This is a genomic window from Polaribacter pectinis, from assembly GCF_014352875.1.
GTDB classification, from domain to species: Bacteria; Bacteroidota; Bacteroidia; order Flavobacteriales; family Flavobacteriaceae; genus Polaribacter; species Polaribacter pectinis.
On record NZ_CP060695.1, the window covers coordinates 1,744,689 to 1,770,777 of the forward strand.

At 29.0% G+C, this 26,089-nt stretch carries 20 protein-coding genes; 5 read left to right on the top strand and 15 right to left on the bottom strand.

Annotated features, from left to right (window positions below):
* A complete protein-coding gene (gene rsfS, locus H9W90_RS07945; RefSeq protein WP_187481100.1) occupies window positions 1-369 on the bottom strand; it encodes a ribosome silencing factor in 369 nt (122 codons plus the stop codon).
* 87 nt (window positions 370-456) lie between these two features.
* Here rsfS and H9W90_RS07950 point away from each other — a divergent pair, with 87 nt between their 5' ends.
* Window positions 457-1,188 (top strand): biotin--[acetyl-CoA-carboxylase] ligase, encoded by a 732-nt coding sequence (locus H9W90_RS07950; RefSeq protein ID WP_187481101.1) that lies wholly within the window; start codon window positions 457-459, stop codon window positions 1,186-1,188.
* Here the strand turns inward: H9W90_RS07950 and H9W90_RS07955 are convergent.
* Together H9W90_RS07955 and pyrE are read right to left on the bottom strand one after the other, a co-directional pair.
* A complete protein-coding gene (locus tag H9W90_RS07955) occupies window positions 1,185-1,574 on the bottom strand; it encodes an SRPBCC family protein (RefSeq protein ID WP_187481102.1) in 390 nt (129 codons plus the stop codon). The two genes, H9W90_RS07950 and H9W90_RS07955, sit on opposite strands and share 4 nt — an antisense overlap.
* Window positions 1,575-1,589: 15 nt before the next feature.
* Entirely contained in the window at window positions 1,590-2,231 is a 642-nt protein-coding gene (gene pyrE / locus H9W90_RS07960; RefSeq protein ID WP_187481103.1) for an orotate phosphoribosyltransferase, read from the bottom strand.
* Window positions 2,232-2,238: 7 nt separating this feature from the next.
* Here pyrE and H9W90_RS07965 point away from each other — a divergent pair, with 7 nt between their 5' ends.
* Both H9W90_RS07965 and H9W90_RS07970 read left to right on the top strand, forming a co-directional pair.
* Window positions 2,239-2,835: an NUDIX hydrolase gene (locus tag H9W90_RS07965; protein ID WP_187481104.1), complete on the top strand. Its 597-nt coding sequence runs from the start codon at window positions 2,239-2,241 to the stop codon at window positions 2,833-2,835.
* Between the two features lie 48 nt (window positions 2,836-2,883).
* Window positions 2,884-4,776 carry a SulP family inorganic anion transporter gene (locus H9W90_RS07970; RefSeq protein ID WP_187481105.1) on the top strand — a complete coding sequence of 631 codons (1,893 nt, stop codon included), beginning with the start codon at window positions 2,884-2,886 and terminating at the stop codon, window positions 4,774-4,776.
* Between the two features lie 419 nt (window positions 4,777-5,195).
* Here H9W90_RS07970 and drmB read toward each other — a convergent pair whose 3' ends face one another.
* The 11 genes from drmB to H9W90_RS08025 form a co-directional block, all read right to left on the bottom strand.
* On the bottom strand, window positions 5,196-7,388 hold the full coding sequence (gene drmB / locus H9W90_RS07975; protein WP_187481106.1) for a DUF1998 domain-containing protein: 2,193 nt from the start codon (window positions 7,386-7,388) through the stop codon (window positions 5,196-5,198).
* A complete protein-coding gene (locus tag H9W90_RS07980; protein WP_187481107.1) occupies window positions 7,385-11,653 on the bottom strand; it encodes a helicase-related protein in 4,269 nt (1,422 codons plus the stop codon). Before H9W90_RS07980 ends, drmB begins: the two co-directional genes overlap by 4 nt.
* Complete coding sequence (locus H9W90_RS07985) at window positions 11,650-14,118, bottom strand: hypothetical protein (protein WP_187481108.1); 2,469 nt, start codon at window positions 14,116-14,118, stop codon at window positions 11,650-11,652. Before H9W90_RS07985 ends, H9W90_RS07980 begins: the two co-directional genes overlap by 4 nt.
* Window positions 14,118-15,851: an NERD domain-containing protein gene (locus tag H9W90_RS07990; RefSeq protein WP_187481109.1), complete on the bottom strand. Its 1,734-nt coding sequence runs from the start codon at window positions 15,849-15,851 to the stop codon at window positions 14,118-14,120. The genes H9W90_RS07985 and H9W90_RS07990 overlap by 1 nt, the downstream gene beginning before the upstream one ends.
* 3 nt (window positions 15,852-15,854) lie before the next feature.
* The gene (locus tag H9W90_RS07995; RefSeq protein WP_187481110.1) at window positions 15,855-17,561 is read right to left on the bottom strand and encodes a DNA cytosine methyltransferase; all 1,707 of its coding nucleotides are present in this window, start codon (window positions 17,559-17,561) and stop codon (window positions 15,855-15,857) included.
* A 92-nt stretch (window positions 17,562-17,653) separates the two neighbouring features.
* The gene (locus H9W90_RS08000) at window positions 17,654-18,760 is read right to left on the bottom strand and encodes a lactonase family protein (protein WP_187481111.1); all 1,107 of its coding nucleotides are present in this window, start codon (window positions 18,758-18,760) and stop codon (window positions 17,654-17,656) included.
* Between the two features lie 2 nt (window positions 18,761-18,762).
* A complete protein-coding gene (locus tag H9W90_RS08005; RefSeq protein WP_187481112.1) occupies window positions 18,763-19,275 on the bottom strand; it encodes a pyridoxamine 5'-phosphate oxidase family protein in 513 nt (170 codons plus the stop codon).
* 12 nt (window positions 19,276-19,287) lie between these two features.
* A complete protein-coding gene (locus H9W90_RS08010) occupies window positions 19,288-21,033 on the bottom strand; it encodes a M14 family metallopeptidase (RefSeq protein WP_187481113.1) in 1,746 nt (581 codons plus the stop codon).
* 5 nt (window positions 21,034-21,038) lie between these two features.
* On the bottom strand, window positions 21,039-22,010 hold the full coding sequence (locus tag H9W90_RS08015) for a toxin-antitoxin system YwqK family antitoxin (RefSeq protein ID WP_187481114.1): 972 nt from the start codon (window positions 22,008-22,010) through the stop codon (window positions 21,039-21,041).
* A 35-nt stretch (window positions 22,011-22,045) separates the two neighbouring features.
* The gene (gene coaD, locus H9W90_RS08020; protein ID WP_187481115.1) at window positions 22,046-22,507 is read right to left on the bottom strand and encodes a pantetheine-phosphate adenylyltransferase; all 462 of its coding nucleotides are present in this window, start codon (window positions 22,505-22,507) and stop codon (window positions 22,046-22,048) included.
* 87 nt (window positions 22,508-22,594) lie between these two features.
* On the bottom strand, window positions 22,595-23,578 hold the full coding sequence (locus H9W90_RS08025) for a D-alanine--D-alanine ligase (protein ID WP_187481116.1): 984 nt from the start codon (window positions 23,576-23,578) through the stop codon (window positions 22,595-22,597).
* Between the two features lie 92 nt (window positions 23,579-23,670).
* Here H9W90_RS08025 and H9W90_RS08030 point away from each other — a divergent pair, with 92 nt between their 5' ends.
* Both H9W90_RS08030 and H9W90_RS08035 read left to right on the top strand, forming a co-directional pair.
* Window positions 23,671-24,228, top strand: coding sequence for a PASTA domain-containing protein (locus H9W90_RS08030; protein ID WP_187481117.1), 558 nt, complete (start codon window positions 23,671-23,673; stop codon window positions 24,226-24,228).
* Window positions 24,229-24,262: 34 nt separating this feature from the next.
* Window positions 24,263-25,297 (top strand): RluA family pseudouridine synthase, encoded by a 1,035-nt coding sequence (locus tag H9W90_RS08035; RefSeq protein ID WP_187481118.1) that lies wholly within the window; start codon window positions 24,263-24,265, stop codon window positions 25,295-25,297.
* A 16-nt stretch (window positions 25,298-25,313) separates the two neighbouring features.
* On the opposite strand, the gene H9W90_RS08040 is transcribed toward H9W90_RS08035, so the two are convergent.
* Window positions 25,314-26,081 (bottom strand): class I SAM-dependent methyltransferase, encoded by a 768-nt coding sequence (locus H9W90_RS08040; RefSeq protein ID WP_187481119.1) that lies wholly within the window; start codon window positions 26,079-26,081, stop codon window positions 25,314-25,316.
* Between the last annotated feature and the right edge of the window lie 8 nt (window positions 26,082-26,089).

A 26,089-nucleotide genomic window follows, 5' to 3' on the forward strand; every position in this document is an offset into this window, starting at 1 on the left:
TTAAACTGGTTTTATTTCAGTAATTTTTGCATCACCCCAAAGACTTTCTATATCATAAAATTCTCTAACGTGTTTTTGAAATATGTGCACAACTACGTTTACATAATCCATTAAAACCCATTCAGAATTCCCTTGTCCTTCTATATGCCAAGGTTTGTCTTTAAGTTCTTTGCTTACTAATTTTTGTACTGAACCAGAAATTGCGTTTACTTGGGTGTTAGAACCACCAGAGCAAATTATAAAATAATCGCATACTGTATTTTCTATTTCTCGTAAGTCTAGTAATTGAATGTTCTCTCCTTTAACATCATCAATTCCTTTTATTATTGCAGCGATTAACTCGTCTGTGTTGACTGGCTTTTTTGTCATTAATTTTTTTTCTAATTTATCGCAAAGTTATTATTTTTTTGCGAGTATTTTATGTAATATTGAACTAGTTTACAGTTTATTTAACACTTGAAAATAATCAAACTTAATGCCATCGATTCTACCAATTCTTTTTTAAAAGATTTGGCAAAGAATTCTACTCTAGAAAACTTTACGGTTGTTGCAACAGATAACCAAACAAATGGACGTGGCCAACAAGAAACAACTTGGCAGTCTAAACCCTTTAAAAACCTAACTTTCAGTGTATTTATTCGTTTTAAAAACCTTGCTATTCAGCATAAAAAATATTTAAATTTTGCCATTTCTTTGGCTGTTTTTGAAGTACTTTCTGATGAAAAACTACCAAAACTTTTTATAAAATGGCCTAACGACATTCTGTCAGCTAACAAAAAAATATGTGGTATTTTAATTGAAAATACTTTTATTGGAGATAGAATTAAGAACACAATTGTTGGAATTGGCTTAAATGTGAATCAAATTGATTTCTCAAATGCAATTAAAAGTGTTACTTCTTTAAAAATTGAAACGAATAAAGATTACAATTTAGATTTTTTGTTAAAAAAAATAATTTCTAAAATTGAAGAGAAGGTTCAACTTTTAAATTCAGAAAAATTTGATGATTTAGAACAAGGTTATCTTAAATTTTTATTCAAAAAAAATACCACTACTATGTTTAAAGATAGTAATGGTAATTTATTTATGGGTATTATTTCCGGAATTTCTAAAGACGGAAAGCTTCAAGTTACGTTAGAAGATGACCTTATTAAAGAATTCGGAATTAAAGAAATTTCTTTTGCTTAAACTTTTTCTAAATTGTCTGATAAAGTTTCTATAAAATTAGTCAATGGTTTTTTTACCATCATTGCCATCATCATGTTAAACTTACCATTAAAGTCTAATTTTACTTCACAAGTTTCTGCATCAACCTCATCAATATCCGCAACCAACTCAAAATCTAACTTGCTACTTGCTGCTCCTAAAGTAATATTAGAATATTCTGTAGTGTCTTTTAAAACCAATCTAATTTCTGGCATTCCTTTTAATCCAAAGATAAAAGAATCTCCATCTACTTCAAATTTCTGAATAGATTCGGGCATTAACTGTTCAAAATTTTTCAAATCTGTTAAGAACTCAAACATTTCTTTTTGAGATTTTTTTACAACTACGCTATTACCTTCTATATTCATACTTAAAATATTAAATTATTGTTTCCACTCACTTGGGTTAGACCTCCACTCTTGTAAAGTAACTAATTCTTTTTCAGAAATGTAATTACTATCTAAAGCTTGTTCTAATAAATTGTCATAATTACTTAAAGTTGTTAAACTTACGTTTTTTTCTTTAAAGTTATTACTTGCAACTTCAAAACCATAAGAAAAAATAGCCACCATACCTTTTACAACACCACCAGCTTCTTTAATTGCCTCAACTGCATTTAAACTGCTTTTTCCTGTACTAATTAAATCTTCAATTACAACAACATTTTGTCCGCTTTCTAAATGTCCTTCAATTTGGTTTTTTCTACCATGTTTTTTTGGTTCTGGTCTTACATATACAAAAGGCACACCCAATTCTTGTGCAACCAAAATACCAATAGCAATTGCTCCTGTTGCCACACCTGCAATAACATCTGGTTTTCCATATTGTTGCTCCGCAATTTTAGCAATTTCTTCTTTTAGAAAGACACGTACTGGTGGATATGAAAGTGTAATTCTATTATCGCAATATATAGGCGATTTCCATCCAGAAGCCCAATTAAATGGCTTATTTGGACTCAATTTTATTGCTTTAATTTGCAATAAAAGTTCTGCTGTTTTTTTTGCAGTATCTTTGTTTAAAATCATATCGCAAATGTATAAAGTTTTTGTAAATGATAAACCAATAATTATCACATCTTCTTCAAAAAAAGAAAATAATTTTCCTGTGTATCTTTTTAAGAATGTTGTAATGGATGAAGTGGTTCATAAATTAAGAAATAAAAACATTAAAGGAATTAACTTATATTCTTCTGATTTAGAGAAAGATTGGGCAATTTTCCTTGACAAAATTGAGGTAGTTCCTGCAGCTGGAGGCCTTGTTTTAAACCCTAAAAATGAAGTGCTTTTTATTTATAGAAATAACGTATGGGATTTACCAAAAGGAAGAATTGAAAAAGGAGAAAGCGTAAAAACTGCCGCTATTAGAGAAGTGGAAGAAGAATGTGGTATTTTTAACTTAACAATTATTAAAAAATTAATTACAACCTATCATATATATTATCAAAACGGAAACAAATTAAAAGAAACTTATTGGTTTTTAATGAGTTCTAATTATGATAAAGAATTAATACCTCAACTTGAAGAAGGAATTACAAAAGTTATTTTTAAAAATGAAGCAGATTCTAAAGTGGCTTTAAAGAATTCCTACGGAAATATAAAACTTGTGTACGATACTTACAAAGAAATTTAATTTTCTAAAAAAACGGAGTATCTTTGCCGACTTCTAAAAAGGCACAAAATGACTGAATTTATAAAAAAGATTTTACCAAACGCAAAAGATGATGTTCTTGCAGGTATAACTGTTTCTTTAGCAATGATACCAGAAGTTGTGGCATTTGCTTTTGTGGCGCAAATTAGTCCAATTGTAGCCTTATTTGGTGCTTTTGTAGTAGGAATTATTTCTGCACTTTTTGGCGGAAGACCAGGGTTAATTTCTGGAGCAGCTGGTGCTGTTGCTGTAATTTTTGTAACTATGATACAAGAAGGTCACGCAAAAGGATTACTTTTTGATACTCCTATAGAAAACATGGGCTACTTTTATTTATTAGCCGCCGTTGTTTTAATGGGAATTATTCAAGTTTTTGCCGGTGTTTTTAAATTAGGAAAATTTGTACGATTAATACCACATCCAGTAATGATGGGATTCGTAAACGGTTTAGCTATTGTTATTTTTATGGCACAATTAGGCATGTTTACAGAAAATAAAAAAGATGTTTTCGGTGAAAACATGCGAGATACTGAATCTAAAGAGTTAATATATAATGTTTCTAATAATGAAGTTAAAGATTTAGCTTCCAACACTGTGTTATTTACTATTGATGGTTCTTCAGTAAAAAATGCAAGCACAAACGAAGAAGTTTTTATACTATCAGAAGGTCAGGTTTTTGATAAGCAAACAAAAAAAGTTGTTTTTAATGCTTCTGATGAAGGTTTTTATTCGGTAAAAGATAGCGGAGTTGTAAAAACGACAATGGAAGGAGAAACACTTTACACAATGATTGGTTTGGTATTGTTAACCATGCTAATTGTTTGGGGTTTACCAAAATTGACTTCGAAAATTCCTGCAGCTTTAACAGCTATTTTAATTGTGACTTTAATTTCAATATTTGGTGGAATTAGTTCTATTAACGTTGGAGATTTTATTAGAGATGGTGGTGGTGCAGGTTTAAACGGAATTGATGAAATTTCGAGCAAACTAAACCTATTAGAATTATGGAGCAACCTTCCTTTTAATTTAGATACTTTAAAATTTATTGCGCCTTATGCTTTTTTAGCTGCATCTGTTGGTTTGATAGAAACGTTAATGACTATGAATTTGGTAGACGAATTAACAGAATCTAGAGGAAATGGAAACAAAGAATGTGCTGCACAAGGAGCTGGAAATATTGTAAGTGGTATGTTTGGTGGAACTGGTGGTTGTGGAATGATTGGCCAAACTGTTATTAACATTAATGCTGGTGGTCGTGGACGTTTATCTGGTGTTATGATGGCATTAACTTTACTTACTTTTATTTTATTTGCAGATAAATACATAGAACAAGTGCCAATTGCAGCTCTTGTTGGTGTTATGTTTATGATGGTTATTGAAACTTTTGCTTGGTCTAGTTTTAGAATTTTAAAGAAAATACCAGTTTCAGATGCGTTTGTTTTAATAATTGTTTCTGCAGTTACTGTTTTCTTTGATTTAGCAATTGCCGTTTTTGTAGGTGTTATTATTTCTGCTTTGTCTTTTGCTTGGACAAGTGCCAAGAAAATTAGAGCTAGAAAACGTTTTAAAGCAGATGGAACTAAAATTTACGAAATTTGGGGCCCACTTTTCTTTGGAAGTATTACTGATTTCAACTCAAAATTTGATATTAAAAACGACCCACAAAACGTAGAAATTGACTTTGTTGAAGCACGTGTTTCTGACCATTCTGCTATTGAAGCTATTTTTGCTTTGGTAGAAAAATACAAAGCGGAAGGTAAAACAATTACCCTAAAACATTTAAGTGAAGACTGTAAGATACTTTTATACAAAGCAAGTCCAATTTTTACAGGAATTATAGAAGAAGGCATAGATGACCCTCGTTATCATTTAGCGGCAAATCCAGAAGATTTCCCTAAACCTTTGGGAGAATATAAGTTTTAAAGAATATTAAATATATTATAATACAATTTAATTTGTTACTTTTTCAATTTTATAACTTCTTTATTCCAATTATCATTTTTTTAGATTTCTTCATAAGGATTGTGTTCCATTATTGTCTCTGAAGTTTAATCTTTCATTCGATTTATATTTACTAAATAACTTCAATATTGTATTTTTTTTTCTTTTGGTAACATTTTATTTATTTTTAGCTAAAAGAGTTAAGAAATATCATACCATAGAATTTTATTTTCATAAAACTGATTTGTATACAGTTTTCTAACCTTTAAATTGAATAACTGCATGGGGGCTACTTTTAAATTACATAACAAATTTTTCGGCTTCTTCACCATATTTTTTTTGAGCTTACTTATACCATCTTAAACTTTTTCGATACGAATTTTATCTTTAATGATTTTTATCTAACCAAAATACCCAAATTTTTCATCTATCAAAACTCTTCTATCTAATCCTAAATTCATTTCTTCACAAGCTGTTTCTGAAACTAGTGAACAAGAAAAACAAGAAGCTAAATTTAAATCAAAAACACCTTGACCTTCGGACTCCCAACATAAAGGATCAGAAGAACAGTTTTCCATTCTTTCTAATCCTTTTTTTATAATTACAGATATCCTTTCAGGCTCCCCTTGTGAAACTAAACCTCCCATACTTCCTTCAGAACCTTCTGCTGTATATATTAAAACACCTGACATTTGTTTTTCAGGGTTATTTGAGATGTACAAACGTTCTTTTAAACTCGCAGTTGGGTAACCGCAAGAAAATTCTAGTTCACGCATAATCATATGGGAAAAACTATGGATTAAAAAATGTTTAATTCCATTATTATATATTTTACGCATTGTTGCTGCTCCCTGAATATCAATATTTGGTTCTTGCATAAAGCGTTTAAATCTTTCAGATAATACCTTCTCATTTGAATTAATCCAATCATCCAATTTTTTTTGATTGAATTGAAAAAACAAACCTTCACCTAAAGATTCATTAGCTGGTAATATAAAGAGTTTATTTGCTTCTTCGGAAAAAATATTTTTAGCCTCTTTAGAATACTCAACTGTACCATTTTTAACAATTCTATCTCTCGGTTCTACCCTGGTAAAATCTAGTTGTACTTGTGTGACCTTTAATTCTTCAATTTGTTGCACTTTAGAAAAGTAAGAACTTAACTCAGTTGACAATACAATGTCGGTAAACTTTAGTCCATTATCCTTATTTGAAGGGTTTTGTGTAAAACAATGATATTCTTGCCATCTGTAGTTTTCGAAATTATCTATATTATCATCTGTACAATCATTATTAAACTCAGTTCCCAATTTTGAAATAAGTTCATCAATTGAAAATGATAAATCTGAGATATTTACGCCACAGTCTATTTCTAAAAACTCTTCATCAACATTTTTATTAAACCATTGTTCTTTTGATTTCTCAAATTTTGTACCTAATGTTCGATTAAATTTATCATTACATACAATTAAAGCATCAATCAATTCTTTTGATTTATTCTCCGCTAGATGCATTGGAATATATAAACTTGAAAAACCACTGGCATAATAAACATTATTTGCAGTTACCAGAGCGATTCGCATCTCTTCTGAACAATTTTCATTAGGAATTGAATAACTATCTAATTCTTGTTCCCAAGGCTTTTCACCTTTACATTTTGGTTTAATACTATTTATACCTTCTAAATTAACTTTAAAAGATTGATCTTTACCTGAACCACAATTATTACAATGAATAAAAATACTCCCATACCCTTCAGATTTATTCTTGCTTTCAGTCCAAATTAATTCTGGTTTTGTACAACAACCATCATACCCTAATAAATCTTTGGCTTCAGGGTCTTCATTTCTGTGATTAAGTTTCCAGTTTAAGTATTTAGACCAAGGTATATCGGATAAATGCCCATTTGGGCATATTAATAACATATTTGTTTGATTCAAAGTTTGATAGACTCTATTATCGACAAGTGTACCTTCTATATTTTTCGATTTAAATTCACGTTTAAAATCATTACCATCTCGTGGAGGAGCAAAGTGGGGCATTTTTAATTTGCCATTCTGTTTATTACATTCATTTTTCCAGATATCTTTCCACTCACTAATTTTTTTTAGTTTTTTTCCTTTATCACTGATAAACCATTTAGGAAAATGAGCAGCATTTATCATATAATCAGAAGACTTACCTTCTTCTTCATTTCTAGCAAGTGCAGTTTTTATCGGGTGATTTTTCCAATTAGGAGTATTAAAACTTTCATTTAATGACATATGTGGAATATCTATCAGACAAACTAAAGATTCTAGCTCTTTTTCTATTTTCAAGAATTCTACAAATCTTTTATCATCTACTATCAATAGTCCTCTATTGTTTATTTCACTCTCTGCTCGATCATATATTTTTTGATTATCAGACTCATTCTCTCTAATTAATGAAATCTTTCTATTAGCCCATTCTATAAACTTCCACTTATTAATGTCTAATATTAAAGCATAAGAACCTAATTTAGTAGTAATAATAGAGCCTACACCTGCATTTGATGATAGAAGTTTGAACTTGCCAATTCCTTGATTATATTGTGATTGATTTAGTATTTTCATTTTGAATTGATTTTTATTGCTGCTTCAGATTCTATTACTCTTAATGACATAGGTATTTGCCATTTTTTACTATGAATATCGGCTTCATAGGCATCTAAATCAACATATAATTGTTCTTGGTTAGCATTTGTTCTTTTTGATTTATTACTAAAAACAAATGTTTTGTTATCTGCAAGAGTTTTAGATGCTTCTATTCTCCATTCTTTGAAAGCTTCCTCTATCCAGGACTTTATAAAATCAATATTTTGTGGTTTTAGAAGATTTTGAATTTCCTTATCATAAATTTTGTTTTTAATAATACGACTATCAAAATTAGCTGTTAATTGACTTATTATATCTGACACATCTGAATCTGAAATGTCACAAATATTAGATGCAGATACTCTTTCTACAAAATCAGTTGTGTGTCGCAACATTGTAGCTAAGTATAGTCCTAAATATCTGCTAACAGACTTAGATGTAAATGGAGTTATCGATATTGGTTCGACATAACTATACATTTTTTCGTGAAACTCAATAAACTTCTCATAATGCGAAATATCTCTTGCTCTAAAAGGATGATGCACTGTAAGGACTAAGCCATAAGAATCTCTTGCTACACGACTACTAGCCTGTATGTATTCGGCTGTATTTCTAGGCATAGAGTTCATAATAATTAAATTAAAGCGAGAAACATCTATTCCAACAGAAATCATATTTGTAGCGACCAAAAACTCAGGAGGAATATTCCCTCTTTTTATTTCAGCATTTTTTATGTGAGCAAACCTTAATGAAGCGTCCCATTTTTCTTCTACTTTTTTAAGCTCATTTTTCACCTCCTCACCAGAGAGTCTTCCTGTCAACTCTGACTCTTCTATTGGCCCATAAGTATATAAAGAATGAAGTAGTTTTTGTGGTCTAATCACTCTATTGAAAACCCTACGAACTTCTTTTAAAATGTAGGACTGCACTTGTGACTGAGTTTTTCCAACTTCTTTTAGACTATTAAAATAAGAAATAATAGTATGAAAATAATCCATAGCCTCTTCAAACGAGTTGTATTTTTCAAAATCTATAGTTTCACTATTCCCCAATTGTTGCAATTCAAACAAAGCTCTATGAGTCATTGTTATGGCAGCTAACCTCATTTGCATCCAAATTTGAGTTCTTCCTGTTGGTAATATGCCTATATACCTTCTCTTAGATTCGTAAATAAAATCTTCTTTATCATTACTAGAGAACGATCTTTTGTAAAATGAAAAGAAAGAATCATCACATTCTACGCCTTGTTTTGGGAACAGATTCACTTTTCTATCAAATAAAGCTGCAATTTGAAGGCCTGTATTTCTAGTTGTTGCGGTAGATGATATTACTTTAGGCCTTGTGCCATCTATTCTTGTGCATAATTGGTCAACTGCCGATTCAAATAGTGCTACTGATGAACCTAAAGGGCCATTTAATAAATGTAATTCATCTTGGATAATAATATCTGGTGGGAAATATCCATCTGTAGGTTTTCCATTTTCCCAATTTCCTCTTCCAAACAATCTTCTAGAATCTCTATTTCTTGCTGTATCTAAATTCGAAACCTTATGAGCTAATTGAGCAAATTTATCGACCGTTCCAAAAAGCAAACTAGGAGGGTGTTGATATATTGTTTCGTCACAAAGATTAACGGGAATAGGTCCTTGGTCTTGTCGTCTTCTACTTAATAATCTTCCAAATGAAAAAGAACATTTTTTATTTGAACATTTTAGATGTAATCTGTTTTTATTATAAATATCATCAGTTTTATCTGGAATTGTGTCCCCAATTATTTTTGAATTACACCAAGGACATTCATTAAAAGGAACTTTATTCTCTTTTCCTTTAATATCATTTAGTTTTTCAAATTCATATTGTAAAGAGTCTTTGTTTTTATCATTAACTCTGTATGTCAGTTTATTTGGAATTGAATTATTTCCTACCCATAATCCAATATTTATTGGTTCTTTTCCTAAAATAGAAACATCCCAACGTCTAATTAATTCAAGTGCCATTATCATCAAAGTAGCCCTTTGGAACTGCTGCAATGTTAATAACCTTAAGGTGTATCTCATTATTGCAGCAGTTCCACCACCTCTTTCTTTGTGAAGTTTTCTACGGTTTATTATAGTTAATGCTATTAACCCTAGATAAGCCTCTGTTTTTCCTCCACCAGTTGGAAACCAAACTAAGTCAACATATTCATTTCTTTTTTCCCAATTAATATCATCTTCATTTTTAAAAATGCCATCTAAATTCAATAAAATAAAGGCTAATTGAAAGGCTCTCCAAGAAGTCGATTCTGTTTCTGAAAATAATTTGTCACTAGCTTTTTTATAAAAATCGGTATTGAAGTTTGAAAAACTAACATCTTCCATTAATGGAAGTACTTTATTCTTCTTAGTATTTACAGAATGCCATATCTGCATAAACATAGCAGAATTCATTAATCTAAAGGATTCTATATTTATTTCATTTGAAAGAAGGGTATTAATATTTTCTTTCATTCTCTGATAATCAAGTGAGCATTTTTTAAGTTCTTGATTAGCTATTTTTTTTTCTTGGTCGTTTACTCGTTTTCTCTTGTCTTTTATCCAATTTCCATAGGCGTCAACAAAAGCATTTAATCCACTAATGACCTCTTCATTTTTTGCGTCAGAAAAAGTTGAGAGCCATTTAAATTGTTGTGCCTTCGAATTTTCTAAAAATAAAGGATTCTTATAATTTCCCTTTTTGTCTTTAACTAAAGCTTTTGATTTGTTTCTAGGAGTAGGATCAACATCTGGAGTGTCACAAATTGGAATATATTCCGATTCAATGGTGTTGAGATTTTTATCCCACTTTACCGAACAACCGTGACCTATACCAAAATCTTCAAATTGTCTATAAATATAATCAGTTGTTTCATCTTCTGAATACTCCATTTTAGAAGTATCTAAACTTAATTCATTATAGGGAATAAGATGTTTATTAGTAATTGATAGTTTAACACCAAAAAAACATTTTTCATTTACTTTTTCATTAAAAGTGGAATAATATCTAGAGCTATCTTTTTCTTGTGTAAATGGTGTACTTGTATTAATTAACTGAACTTTTACAAAAATCTTATTAGAGTTTTTAAAGTTTCTTGTATCTCTACTCAGTTGCAGGTTTAATGATAAAGAAGCATTGCCGTCTTCTTTATTAATTTCATTTTGATAAACATCTGTTAAGCCTTTACTAATAATATTTCCATCTATATCAGAAACAATAAAATCCTCATTTAAATCTTTATATAAGAATGAAACTTTATTTTTATCTTTTGGGAAATTAATTTTTTTGATAGATATAATTCTCTCAATTAATTTTGATCGCCATAATCCAAATCCTCCACCGTTTACCTCTAATAAATCCACAAAATGACTAATTGTATTTTCTAGAATCTCTATTTTCTGAGAAATATCATAAAGAGTTTTCCTTTGTTTTACATCTGTTATTTTGTATTTTAAATCATTAAAAATTGTTGACTTTAGACTGCTTAAATTTCTTTTCTCTTTTGTTAAAAATCTGTTATTTGAAAAAGCGGGTTTATGTTCAGAGAAAATTTCTTCGGTAATTTCTTTTTGAATCTCTCTAATTCTAGCTTTTAGTTGAGAAATTTCTTCAGAACTAAGATAATTGATGAGTAAATATAAATTACCATTTACCTCTTTTAAATGAAAGTTTTTTAATTCATGTTTTTCAATGAATTGGTTAATTTTTTCGAAAGACAATTCACAGTTTACTGCATATTTTTTATTAAAACCATTATCTTTTTTTCTTTTTAATTTACTATAATACCTAGCATTAAGTTTAATCTCTAAATTTTCGTTTCCCAAAAATCTATTATCTAGACAGCAAGTAACTCCCATAGTTTTAGGAAACATTTGATCTAGTGCTATCGTATCTGTTTCTTCTATATTATCGGTACTTGTGTTTTGAGTACTTGATTCTTCTGATTTATTTTCTTCATCTTCATTACCTTCGTTATTATCAAGAGTGATTCCTTCATTACAGGTTTTGCTATTATCTTGAGGAAATAATATACCTGTACTATATACTGCAGCAGGAACAATATCTATTATTTCATTAGTATAATCAATAGGTTTTAGTTTGTCTATTTTTGTTTTCTGAAAATCTTCATTTTCAACATCAATAAACCTAAAACCATTTATTCCTGGACCTAAAGTTTGCTCTTTTATAAATCGTTCAAGAGATTCTCTTTTTTCGTTTATTATACTCATAAATTGATGCTTTCAATTGAATCTACTTTTTGCAAGCTAATTTCAGGGTTAATTAATTCTACTAAAGCCACTAAGTTTTCAAGTAAATGATTTTCATCAATACCCAACTCTTCTAAAGAATGGTTTTTTTGATAATACTCTTTTTTGGTAATTAGTATTTCTCTTGTCTTTGAAATATCATCAAAACAACCATCATCAAATAAATCTTTAAATAAAAGATTCATTTTTCTTGTGTTATTTCTGGTAGTTTGCTTTGTTTTATTTTTAATTCGACTTATCAGAATAATATAAGTTTTAGGAAGATTTAGGTAATTACAAATTGATAAAAACACTTTTTTAACAATAGGTGCTAACGATTTACTTTCAGGGTTTATCCAATGATTTTCAAAATGTTGAAAGGAAACCATCTTAAGGTTCTGTTGGCCTAATAATTCCTGAATTTCAGAATACAAAGACTCTTTCCCTTTGTCTTCTGATTTACGTTTTAATAGAACTTTCCATAGACGCCCAGCATCTTCTCCGTCTTCTATATTGAATTTTTTACGGATAACATCTAATTCTTCCTCTTGTTTGTTTATGTCTGCTAGTTTATCATATATTGGAAGTGCATTTATTATATAATCTAAGCTCTGTATTTCAGTTGGATTTAGAGCCAATAAGTCTATTGCTCTCACAACTTTATTTGTATCATTAGATTTATAGATAAATAAGTCTGAAGTTTGATAATTATGAGGCTTTTTTTCAGATAAAAGCTTAATTCTTATTACCTCTTTATTACCATTGTTAACATATGTGCTTTCTATATCCCAAGAAGTTTTTTCTTTAACTTTAGGTCTTAGGCTATTTACTTTGTTTTTAACAGCAATCCAATCAAAATAGTCAGATCTTACTTGATGATTAAGTAGTTTGTAATAATCATTGTTGTTATTGTAATTTGCCCATTGAAATTTGTTTTTAAACAATAGATTGAGGAAAATTCCTTTAGAATTGATAGTAGGTATTTCAATAATATTTGGGTAAAAATAATAAGGGTAATGCCCAGGGTCTAAGTAATTTAGAATTAATAAGTTTTCAGAGGTCATTGAGTTTAATTCCTCCCAATTGATTAATTTGTTAGAATGTGAAAGTCCTAGCTCTTTCTGCAATTCTTTTTTTAATATATTATTTTCTAAGAATTCATTTGAAATAACTATGGTAGTGTTTTCGTGAATAAGTTTTTTAATTTCATCTTTCCAAGATGAGTAAATAATGTAATCTAATGTATTAGATAGGTTTTCTTTTAATTCATTTTTGAGTTCATCAGGAAATTCCTGTTGTGTAGTTTCTGAAATAAGAGTTGTTCCTTCGTTACCACCAAAGATACTTTCTAATACAATCTCTTTTATCTCTTCATTAATAACTAACGAATATATATTTCTCATTTTTATTGAGATTAATTCGTATAAGTTTTCGTGTATTTGTGTTTCTAATAGAAAGCTATCCCAAAAGGTATTACTTTCAATACCGTAAAAATTTGTTTTTAGTTGCTTTTGATTATCTATTTTTATCAACTTATTGACTTCATAATTTGTGATAACATAGGGTTTTAATAACTCATTTTTTTCTGTATTAAATTTAAAGTCAACTTGATTTAATTTATTTTTCAAGTTATTTATATTTACTTTTTTTTTGCCAAAAGTTATAATTAGTAATTTTTTGAATGTTGTTCCATCTCCATTCCACTCAAGAAGTTCTTTTAAATTGAAATTGATAAAGCTTGATTTACTTTCACTGTCAAAAAGAATAATATTTTCTAAGTTATCTACTAACTGCTCATTTTGGTCTATTTGGTTTAATATTTGATCTAATGTTTTTTGTTTATTAATGGCAACATAAGACTTCTTTTGACTAACATCTTCAATTTTAATTACATATTGTTTTGATTTAAATTTATCAATACATTCAGTGAAGTATCTAGTTAAGGTATTTACCAGTGTATAAACTTGTAGATTATCAGAATAGAGTATTGTTTTATTAAAATTTAACTCAGCTTTTTTTTCATCCTTTTTACTTTTCCAATTTTTGTAAATTCGATTTCCACCATTTCTTCCACTTGCATTGGCTGGTATTTGATTGTTTATTATATCTCTTTTTAAACGTGAAATTTTTTCTTGTATTAGCTCATTAACTATTTCAGATTTATCGTTATCTAAAGAATATAAAAAGTGTTTTAATACTAGAAAATCTAGGATTAATGTTCTATCGTTAAAATCAAAATCTTTTTCAATATGAAGATGTAAGTAGTTTATTTCTGAGTTGTTAGAAGTAGCATTAATGTTTAGTATTCTATCAACATAAATTAATAGCTTTTTTAATCTTTCTTTTTCGCTATTAACTATTTTAGAAAAGATTTCCTCAAACCCATCAGTTGGGCTTTTTATAAATGGAGCTATATGTTTATTTATATGTTGATTAATTACTTCCATCAGTAAATTATATTTATTTCAACATTATTTATTGCTCTAGTTATTCCAATAAAGAGCTCGTATTTATTATAGTCCGAAGGTTCTGTTACAACTAAGAATACATTTTTACTCTCAAGGCCTTTATACTTTAAAATAGATGTATACCTTAATTTATTTGCTGTATCGGTAATATTTTTTTCGCTTAACTCTTCAATATCTTTAATAGCTAATTCGTAATGCATATCTGGATTACCTAGATATTCTCCTTTTAATAGTTTAGATTCTATAAGTATTATACAGTCTGCTCCTTTAAGTGATGAATTTTCTTGTCTAATTGAATTTAAAACATTGTTGACTAGGTGTTTCTTTACTTTAGATAAGGAAGAGTGCTTTTTAATTGAAATATTGTTATATGTTTCATTAAATTTTTTACTCAAAATTTCTGTAGGATTTTCTAAAATGATTGAAGATAATAATCGTATATCTGGGTTTTGAGCACTTCGCTTTATTTCATTCAATTTAAAATGAGTGAAATATTCTGTTAAAAGGTCCGCTAGTTCACTTACTGATCTACCACCTAATGAATAGCTTTGATCAATATCATATAATACCAACGAGTTACCATTTGTTAATCCATTTTCATTGTATCCACATAATTTATTTAAAAATAAGTCCAATCCTCTATCAAAAATATCTTGTCCTTCATCAATAACAATAAAGTCATAAAAATTTGTTTTCTCAAGATTGGCAAGTGTATCTCTTAGCAACAGATAAAACTGTTCTTCCGAAAGCAATGTGATTTCGGCATATGTTTTTTTAGGGTTATGTTTTTTAATGAATCTAAAAAAAGTAGTTACTTCTATATCCTTTGTGTTGTCTCGTATTTTTAATGTATTTTTTGTGTAGTGCATTAACAAATTATTCCAACAGATATATATACCTTTTTTTCCAATTTGTTTATCTATAAATGCTTTGGCGATAGTCGTTTTTCCGCTTCCTGGAGGCCCTTCAATCATAATTCTTGGATTTTTATTCAATCCTTCTAGAATTTCAATATTTTGTATTCCAAGCCATTTTAATGTATCATTAGTATGATATTCATTTTTATCATTTACTTTAGGACTGAGAATATTTTTTATTGCATTAATCTCTTTGGGTGATATATCTGAGTATGTACGAAAGTGTTTTTTATGCCTTTTTTTAGTATGAGAAAAAGTGTGTTTAATAAATTTTTCTATTGAATTATCATATTCTTTTGCCGTGAATTCAGTCCAAAGTAAATTGGAATCAATGAGTTTAGATTTAAATTTATAATTAACGTGAGGTAATGCAACAGCATCACAAAAAAAACAATTTTTAAAATTATTTAATAACTTGTCTTTTAAGGTGAATTTATATCCTTCAACTTGTTTAAAAGGATTCTGTTTCATTTTTTTTTGAAACATTTTTCCATAAAAAAAATCATTTTCTTTAGTTGAAATAGGGCCACCTTTTACCTCTAAAACCAATATCCCTTCTTTACATAAGATTAGAAAGTCAATCTGAGCACTAGTCTTTTTATAATAATTATAACTATCCGAATGTGATGGCAATTTTAAATCGTGCCATACAAACCAATTATCCTCACTAATATTTAAATCAGTGAATAATTTTTTATAAATATTAATTTCTCCTTGCAAAGGGGAACCATCTTCTTTGGTTATAATTTTATCTAATGCAGAAATAGGATTGTATGGTAAGAAAGTTACAGGCATTATTTAGTTTGAGTTGGCAATAGTAGTAATTTTGTTAATAGCATATAAAGCAAAAACCTGACTCATTGGGATTATATCTTTATTTTTAAAAACAATAGTATCGCTTTGAATGTAATCTGTGTTTTTAAATTTAATTTGAGTTATTATTTCATTTATTTTTTCAACTAGTTCGGTTGGTTCTAGTAAATTTTCAAAAGCAATTTGTTCTTCGTACATTTTTTGTAAATCAGAGGATGATCCAATTTTTTCAGAAAAGCCTTTATTTATAGTTTTAACAAATTGAGGTCCAGTTTTCTCTTCTAGTATGATTGGTTCTATTGTTTTGTAAAAATCATCCTCAACTTTTTGGTTTTTGTAACCTAATCCTGTTCCATACTGTATGGAAGTGTACCATTTGTCAGTTGCTTTAGTATTTTTTTCTATGTCAAAGTTGGATAATGTAACAGTTAGGTTTCCTGCTTTTATTGGATGTCTTCTAAATCTTGAATTCTTAGTTCTTTTTGGTTGTTTGTCAAATACTTTTTCTTTAAAATTGTTCAGGTTTTGAACATCAATTAGATTAGGTTCTTTAACTAACTTTAAATCTATTGAGTTTGGTAAATTATATTGATTTAGAACTTCATTTGCAAAAACTCTACTTACAGATGGACATACTGCGTTGCCAACTAATCTCCATTTACTGTGTAATGTGCCAAGGAACTGATAGGAGAAAGGAAAGCCCATTATACTCGCAGCTTCTCTTACAGTTGGTGATCGATACTCACCATTTCCTTTACGCGAGTACTCAGATTTATAAATTAAAGCTTCTCTTGAAGTCCCACTCTTGGTAGCGGTTATTGTCCTACTAGGCTTTTCCTTATTTTCAGGAAAAGACATTTTCCCCATACAATAATGATTTACTTTATGTTCTCGTGATTGTCTCCATTCACTTTTATAAAGTCCACTATCGTAAAAATGGTCAGTCAATTGATTTAAATTGATTGTAATGGAGTTATATACAGGGTCAATAACTTTTCTAGATGATTTTTTACAATTAGGCTTTGGTAGTTTTTGTAATAACTTACTTAAAGTATTCCATTCTTGTAACGTATCTTTTTTATTATTAGAGTGAGTTGCCTTAGGTATAATTAATCTCCCTATTTTAATTATTTCACCAGAAATGGCTCTTTTTCTCGCTTGATAAGAACCGTAATCTGCAGAGTTAATTATTGTAGTATTATCTAAAAGGTTTAAAGCTACATTATTTGGAGCTATATTGTTTTTTAAAGCCCATTCAACAAGATCTAAATCCTCAAACGAATAAATTTGATTAATATATTTTTTAGAATTAACAACATTCTCCATATACCATGCTTTAAGGATGGAGTTTTTTTGATGCTTTTTAACAGCAACTATTCTTAAAAAACATTTTGTTAATTCTAAACCTAATGATTTATCTGCTTTACCAGAATTATTAGAGCTTGAAAAAGAAACACAAGGAGGTGATCCAATTATTATATCTGTATCGGGTAAAAGGTTTATTTCTTCGGTAGAACTTTTAAAGTCTAAAATGTTTTTTACAACAGAATCAGTTTCAAAATTATGATTATAGGTATTTATCGCAGGTTGCCAATTATCGTAACCTTTTACAATTTTAAATCCTTTTTGTCTAAACCCTTCCGAAAATCCTCCAGCTCCACAAAAAAAATCTAACACTGTTAATTTTTTCATCTCTCATCTTTTTTTTACGAAAATACACTTAATAAATTTAAAAAAAAAGTATTCTACTGACTCGAATCTTAAGTATGATAAAGATTATTTCCCTAAAACAACACACAAACAGGCATTGAACAAGAAACTTCACTCACAAAACCCAATTTACCAGTTTCTGCATTTCGTTTAAAAGAAACAATATTGTCTGTGTCTTGGTTGGCAGCTAATAAGAATTTTTCATCTGGAGATAAAGAAAAATTTCTTGGTTGTTTTCCTAAAACAGGTTCGTAACCAATTGTTTTTAACGTTCCGTTTTTTGGGTTTACTTCAAAAATCACGATAGATTCATGTCCGCGATTAGAAGCATATAAGAATTTTCCATCTTTAGAAATATGAATATCTGCTGCTTTGCTATATGCTGTAAAGTCTTTTGGCAATGTAGAAGTTGAGGAATCTATATAATAAACAGCATCTTTTTCTTTTACTAAAGAAACCGTATTATTTAATTCGTTTAAAACGTAAAACCAATTGTTATTTGGGTGAAACGTTAAATGTCTTGGCCCTGCTCCTGCTGCCATTTTTAAGGTTTTCTGATTAGTTAAAACCAACTCATTATTTTCTTTATCGATGGTAGAAAACCACAATTCGTTGGTTCCTAAATCTACAGAAATCAACTCTTTTTTGGTTGGGTGAAACCAAGCTGAATGTGCATGAGGTTTTGTCTGCCTTTCTGTGGTGCCTTTTCCTGTATGTTGCTGAACGTTTAATAAATTAGATAATTTACCAGAATTATCGGTTTTTAACAAACCAACACTACCTCCTCCGTAATTTGCAGCAACAATATAATTTTCTTCATTAATGGCAACAAAACAAGGTCCTGCTCCACCAGTTTCTTGTTTACTTATGATTGCTAAAGAATCATTTTCAATACGGAATGATTTAATAAAACCTGTTCCATTTACATTTGTTTCGCCAACAGCAAAAAGTGTTTTTTTATCATTCGATTTTGCTAAAAAAGTAGGATTAATCGTTTCTGCAACCAAACCTAAACTCTTTAATTTTCCTTCGGAAGAAAGCGAATATTTATAAATCCCCTTAGAAGCTTTTTTTGTGTAGGTTCCTACATAGAAAACGGTTTCTTTTGCTACTTTTACCTTTGGCATTTTCTGACAACTAGAAATTATAAAAATTGTTAAAACTAAAATTCTGATTTTCATATTTATTTTTGAAAATTTATTTGTGGTGTTTCCCAAGTAATAGCATCACCTAATAGATTGTATTTTTCACTAATAACATTGGCTTTGTTAGGAACAAATTTAATCAATAAAAAATCTGTAGTTCTATTTTTATAGAAATTCTCCCAAGCAGTTTTCCAATATTTTTCTTTCATTTTTTGCTCATTTACAATTTCTGCAGTTCCTTGTAAAGTTACATAACTAACACTTTTAGAGTCGAAATAATATAAGGTTACTTTGTTATTATTTCTAATCTGTTTCACTTTTAAACTTTTAGAATTTGTGCCCATAAAAACTGTAAAATCGTCTTCTGGTAAAAAAGGATCCATTGTTCTTACATTGGCTACTCCTAAAGAATCTATTGTAATTAATGCGCAGTTTTTGGCAGCAATCATAATTTCTCTTGCTATTTCTTTAATCTCTTTTTTCTTTTGATTTTTTGAATTATCACAATTTGAAAACAGCGCTACAAAGAAGAAAACGTAAAGAAATTTCATAAGAAAAGAGATTTAAAATACTTTAAAAACGGGTAATAATAAATGTGCTTTTTCGTAATGTGGAGAATTTTTATAAATAAAATGTAACTGCATTCTTGGGTTCTTTGCAAAATCTTCATCCGATTTTAATTTCTCTTCAAAAGCAGATTTTACATTAGGATTTTCAGCAAGTATTTTTTCTGCAATATCTTCGAAAACATAGGCAGAATACCCTTCTTTTTGTTGTAAAATAGTATCGAAAAAATTCCAATTAAAAAAAGAATCTGTTGCTTCTGCTTCTAATGTTTCTAACAAATAACGAACGCCATTTTGGTTTGTATCTATATACAAATCTCCTTTTCTAAAAGTTAAGGTTTCTGTCGATTTTAAAACGATTGTATTGTAATGTAAATAATGACCTTCGTAAGCAGATTTACGTGTTTCAAAAGCATCTATATGATTTACTTCAACAGTAATTGAAGTATCTTTTTCTAAAAGAGAATATTCTATATTATTATGGTTTAAACGTTCTACAATTTTATGCCAACCTTGCTGTAAAATGTATGCTTTGGGTATTTCTACTTCTTTGGTTGCAACAAAATTGTTGTAATATTTTACTGGTTTTGTAAATGGCTTTAACGTGTCATAAAACAAACGTTTTCCAGAAGTAACTTTACTATCAATATATTCAGCTTCATAACCTTTGAATTGTAATTCTGTAGGATTTTCAACATCCACCTTAAATGCAATAGGATATGTTTTTTTTGATAAAATTTCTGCTGTAGCTTTTTCTCGTAATTTTTTAATTGTTTCTGAATTTTCTTCCGCAAAATCTAACGCAGAAAACAATAATTCATAGGTTTGTTCTACTCTAATTTTATAAGGTTTTAACATGTGTGTTTCCACCATTAAACCTAATGTATGAAACAATGTTGTATAGCCTGTAGAATATCTTGGAGAATCGAAAAATTGAGAAAAACCTGCTTCTGGTGTATTACCCCAAACATTTACATAAGGTGTAATTGCAATTCCTTTTTCTTGCAGTGATGCTTCAATTTGTGGACGCATTTCATTTTCTAAAAACGTTCCTAAACTACCGCCTAATTTATTGTGTTGCGTAAATAAATGTGTAATTGCATATTGATAATCTGCGCCATTACTAACATGATTATCTATAAAAACATCAGGGTTTACAACATGAAAAATCTCTGCAAAAGTGGCTGCATTTTTCGTGTCTTGTTTTATAAAATCTCTATTTAAATCGAAATTTCTTGCATTTCCTCTAAATCCGTATGCTTTTGGTCCATTTTGATTTGCTCTCGAATACGAATTCCTGTTCATAGAACCACCAACATTATAGACAGGAATAATAGTAATGATAGAATTTTTATACCTCTCTTTTAAAGAATCATTTTGTACAATATCTCTTAACAACATCATAGAAGCATCAATACCATCTGATTCTCCTGGATGAATTCCGTTATTTATTAAAATTCTGTTTTTAGTAGATTGTTTAATTTCATCAACATTAAAGATTCCTTCTTGGTTGTAAACCACCAAATGCAAAGGTTCGCCAGCATCTGTTTGCCCAAATGAAAACAAAGAAATCTCTGAATATTCTTCAGAGATTTCTTTGTAATAGTTAATAATATCTTCGTAAACAGGTGTTTCTGTACCTTTTGTTTTTTCGAAAATAGTTGTAAAATCTTTTACTTCTTTAGATGATTCTTTACAGGAAAACACCAATAAAGAAAGTGCAATAACAACTATTTTTTTCATAAATATTAGCCTTTAAAATTTAGATTTAAACTAGATGAAGACTCCAGGCTTTGTCCTCTTTTTTTAGCAGGTGTCCAACCTGTCATTTCAGAAAGTACTTTTGTAACTTCAGAATTATAATCTTGTGTTAAACCTCTTATAACTTCTACATTTGTAACATTACCTTCTTTTGTAACTGTAAAAGTTGCATAAATATTACCTATAACTCCTGCAGTGTTAGAATTGAAATTTTTATCAACATATTTTTCTACACTTCCACTATTTTGTTTTTTGTAATAAGCTTCTACATAAACTTCTTTATAATCGAAACTTTCTCCTTTATCATTCCAACTAGTTCCTTTAACTAATTTTCCTTTTTTGTAAGTTTCTTCGAAAACTTTTGTTTTGTTTTTAAAAGCAGTCCAAGTTCCGTTTTTTAAACCTCCTTTAAAACTTCCTTTGCGAAAAAGACCGTCTTTCTCTGACAAAAATTGCGCAAAACCATTTCCATTTTTTACAGTTTGGTTTCCTTTATCATCCCAGAAACTCATGACTAAATTTATTTTTTGATCTCTAAAAAATGAATCATTAGATAGTTTTTCTTCAGATTTTTTCTTTCCGTTTTCATAATAATAGGTCCAAATTCCTTCACTTTTTTTCCCATTTATAGTTTCTCCTTCAGATGCAATATTTCCATTTTTATGGTAAGATTTATAAACACCATTAGATCTTAACTGTTGCAAACCATTTGTTATAAATTTAGAGTCTAACACATAAGTATTTGAATCTGTGTCTAATAAATGCTTTTCTACTCTAAAAGTATTTGTGTTTTTTGCAACATTTGCCTCTTTAATAATAACTAATGTATTTGTTTTTAAATAGGTAGCTCTATTATTTAAATAATACAAAGTATCTCCTGGTTTGTAAAAAGAGTTTGTTTGCGAAAATGTAGAAAAAGCAACTACTAATAAAATTGCTATACTCACTAATTTTTTCATTTGAATTTGTTTTAATTTGATTTTTTGTTTTTGTTTTATTTTTCCTTTACCCTTACTGTATCTGGAACCAATTTTGTGTAGTCTCCATTATTTCTAATAACATCTCTAACTATTGATGATGATATATAAGATGTACTTGCTGCTGTTAATAAAAACACGGTTTCAATTGGCGCTAAATCTCTGTTTGTATGTGCAATTGCTTTTTCGAATTCGAAATCTGCAGGGTTTCTTAAACCTCTTAAAATGAATTCCACGTCGTTTTCTTGACAAAAATGTACGGTTAAACCTTCGTAAGTAACTACTTTTATATTAGGGTTGTCTTTAAAAGAATCTTCAATAAACTTCTTTCTTTCTTCTAAAGAAAACATATATTTTTTATCGGAATTTACACCAATAGCAATAATAAGTTCATCAAATAATTTTACACCACGTGTAATAATATCATGGTGTCCAGACGTAATAGGATCAAACGATCCTGGAAAAATTGCTCTTTTCATATATCCCTCTTTTATACTGTTGAAGTATTAAAATTAATAATCTTTAAAAATAGAAAAATATCCTAAATAATATTGCGTTAATTCGCTTTATTTAAGACTATTGAGGGAACTCTCTATAGCATTATTAAATAGTTCTTTTAATGAAATACCTGCTGCTTTTGCTTGTTGAGGCAAAATGCTCTCTTCTGTTAAACCAGGAACAGTATTCATTTCCAAGAAATATGGTTCGCAATTTACTAAAATAAATTCAGAACGAGAGAAACCAGACATGTTTAAAATCTTATAAATTTTCTTTGCAACCTCTTCTACTTTTTGTTGTTCTTCTGCAGAAATTCTTGCTGGAGTTATCTCTTGAGATTTACCTTCGTATTTTGCCTCATAATCGAAAAAATCATTCTCTGAAACGATTTCTGTCATTGGCAATACTTTAGTCTCCCCTTGATATTGAATAACACCAACAGAAACTTCTACTCCGTCTAAAAAAGATTCAATTAAAATTTCTGAATCTTCTTTATAGGCTTTTTCTATTGCTGGTAAAATTTCTTCTTTTGTATGCGCTTTAGAAATACCATAGCTAGAACCTGCATTGTTTGGTTTTATAAAACAAGGCAAACCTACTTTACTAATAATAGCATCTAAATTAATAGCATTTCCTTTGTTTAAATAAACTGAAACGGCTGTTTTTATTCCATATTCTTTTACAACACTTAACGTATCTCTTTTATTAAAAGTTAACGCCATTTGATAAAAAGGTGCTGAAGTATGCTTTAAATTGATGAGATTAAAGTATGCCAATAACATTCCATTTTCTCCAGGATTGCCATGTATTGCATTAAAAACACAGTCAAATGCAATGCAATTGCCATTAAGTGTAAACGTAAAATCGTTTTTATTTATTGGATATTCTGTATTAGAATCATCTAAAGCAACCCACTTTTCCTTTAAAATATGTACTCTAAAAGAATTGTATTTCTCTTTGTCTAAATGGTTATAAACCACATTTCCGCTTTTTAGAGAAATGTTTACTTCGGACGAATATCCGCCCATAACAATGGCTATGTTCTTCTTCATTAATTGTAAAATAATAAAACAAATTTATCAAAATAATAATAGAAATAGCAACGTTTAGTTTTTATATATTTGTGTGTTCTAAAAATCAAAAAATGAGTGTTGTTCAGTTTTTAAAAAGTAAATCGTTTTTTAAGCAGGTTATTATTGCAATTGTTGGTTTATTGTTATTTGTTTTTATTTTAAAATTTTGGTTAGGTGTAACTACAAACCATGATCAAAAAATACAAGTACCTAACTTACATAAAATGTCTTTAGAAGATGTAGATAGGAAATTGAAAGAATTAAACCTAGATTTTAAAGTAATTGATAGTGCTAGTTTTAACCCAGATTACCCAAAAAAATCTATTATAGAACAAACACCAGCTGCAGGAGATTTTGTAAAGGAAAAACGTAAAATTTACTTGACTTTAAATCCGTCTAAATATAGAGATGTTTCCATTCCTAATTTAAACGGAAGAACTAAAAGACAAGCTGTTTCTCATTTACGCTCTATTGGTTTTAATATTGGTACAAATTTTACCTATGTTACAGATATTGGTAAAGATGTTGTACGTGGTTTACGCTACAAAGGAAAAGTTTTAAATGAAGGAGATAAATTACCACTAAATTCTATTGTAGATTTGGTTTTAGGTGATGGAAGAGGAAATTAAAAAATTATAAATTAGAATACTACAAAACAAAACTGTGCAAGAAAACGAATCTCAAGAAGTAGAAAACGACGAATTATACGAACATCACAGATTTACTGCTAGCGAAGGTCAAGAACCTTTAAGAGTTGATAAATTTTTAATGAACTTTGTAGAAAATGCCACTAGAAATAAAGTACAACAAGCTGCAAAAGCTGGTAATGTTTTAGTGAATGATGTTGCTGTAAAATCGAATCATAAAGTAAAACCAAAAGATATTGTTAGAGTTGTTTTGGCATATCCGCCAGCAGAAAACTTATTGGTTGCAGAAGACATACCTTTAGATATAGTTTTTGAAGATGATACTGTAATTGTAGTAAACAAACCTGCAGGAATGGTTGTACATCCAGGTCATGGAAATTATTCTGGAACCTTGGTAAATGGTTTAATTCATCATATAGAAAACTTGCCCACAAATTCTAATGAACGCCCAGGTTTAGTTCATAGAATTGACAAAGATACAAGTGGTTTATTAGTAGTTGCAAAAACTGAATTTGCAATGGCACATTTATCTAAACAGTTTTTTGATAGAACTACAGAGCGTTTGTATTATGCTTTAGTTTGGGGAAATGTTGATGAAGATGAAGGTACAATTGAAGGAAATATAGGACGAAGTTTAAAAAATCGTTTGCAAATGGCTGTTTTTCCTGATGGAGATTTTGGAAAGCACGCAGTTACTCATTATAAAGTTCTAGAACGTTTAACGTATGTAACTTTGGTACAATGTAAATTGGAAACTGGTAGAACACACCAAATTAGAGCGCATTTTAAACATATTGGTCACACACTTTTTAATGATGAACGTTATGGTGGAGATGACATTTTAAAAGGAACAACTTTTACAAAATACAAACAGTTTGTACAAAATTGTTTTAAGGTTTTACCAAGACAAGCACTACATGCAAAAACATTAGGTTTTACACACCCTAAAACAGGAGAATTTCTGCGTTTTAACTCTGAAGTCCCTCAAGACATTACAGATTGTTTAGAAAAATGGAGAACTTATTCTGAAAATTCCAAAGAAGAGTTTTAGCCCTTTTTAATAATCTTTATTTCTTTTGAAGAATATTTGATTTTTCATCGTTATTCCCTTTGTAGATAAATACCATATTGTGGTAGAAATGCATTGAGATTATTTTTTTATCAAAATAGTTTTGCTGATAATTAGGAATTAAAAATTCTTGATTATTTAACGAATCTGTTAGGCTTTTAAAATAATTCATCATTGTTTTAGGATTCTTTAAATCTTTACTGTCACCACCAAAGTCTTCCCAATAAGATGTTTGCATATCTTCTACAACGTAAACACCACCATCTTTTAACTTTGGAAACAAAAGTTTAAAGCTTTCTATAACGTGTTCATTAATATGACTTCCATCATCTATAATAATGTCTAATTCTCCTATTTCATTAGTAACTTTATTTAAAAAATCTTTATCTACTTGGCTACCTTTAAAAATTTTAATTCTTTTTTCTTGAAGTTGTGATTTATCAAAAATATCTAAACTAAAAATTTTTCCAAAGAGAAAATATCTTTTCCACATTCTTAAAGATTGTCCACCAGCTTTGGGGTTGTCATAACCACCAACTCCAATTTCCAATAAATTAATTTTCTTGTATCTAAACCTTTTTAAATGCGTTGTGTAATGTTGTGTATAAGAATGACCAAGTACTTTGTCTGTTCCATAAATTACTCCTAATTGATTTAGATTTAATCCAAAAGGCATTACTTTCAATAAATTTTGAGCAACTTTTTGTAATTTAAGTAAACTTGAAACGGAAAATTTCTTTTTTAAGTAACTCCTTAACTTAATCATAAACACGA